1 pseudogene is annotated in these 372 nt (G+C 52.4%); it reads right to left on the reverse strand.

Annotated features, from left to right (window positions below):
• Positions 1-372: pseudogene (locus tag ACG2LG_RS24295) on the reverse strand (hypothetical protein); the annotation flags it as partial.

The following is a 372-nucleotide window of genomic DNA, read 5'->3' on the forward strand; positions in this document are numbered from 1 at the left end:
TCCAGCGCCTTACCAAGCGCCTCGTTGCTATTCGACCAGATCCGCGGGTCATGAGATCCGCCTTTCCGTAAGGTTTGGGGCTCTCCATCGATGCTACTCTGATAGACATTCTCCCCCTTAAGCCACTCTTCGAAGGCCGATCTGTTGGAATTTTTCTCAAGGTTACCCTTCACTTCCTCCCCACTAAGATAGAAACCTATCTGATTTACTTGAAGAGCCGCTCTAACCGGGAGGACGGCCACGTGGCCAAGCGGAGGCAAACCATTCTTCGCAACTATCATTCCTGAGAAATCGAGCGTCCCTCCTTCTTTGGGATCGGCATTGAAGCTCCCACTCGGCTGCTCAACTCCAGAGATCTGTTCAACAAGGGAC

This window comes from Haloferula sp. A504 (genome assembly GCF_044385805.1).
In the GTDB taxonomy this organism is placed as follows: Bacteria; Verrucomicrobiota; Verrucomicrobiia; order Verrucomicrobiales; family Akkermansiaceae; genus Haloferula.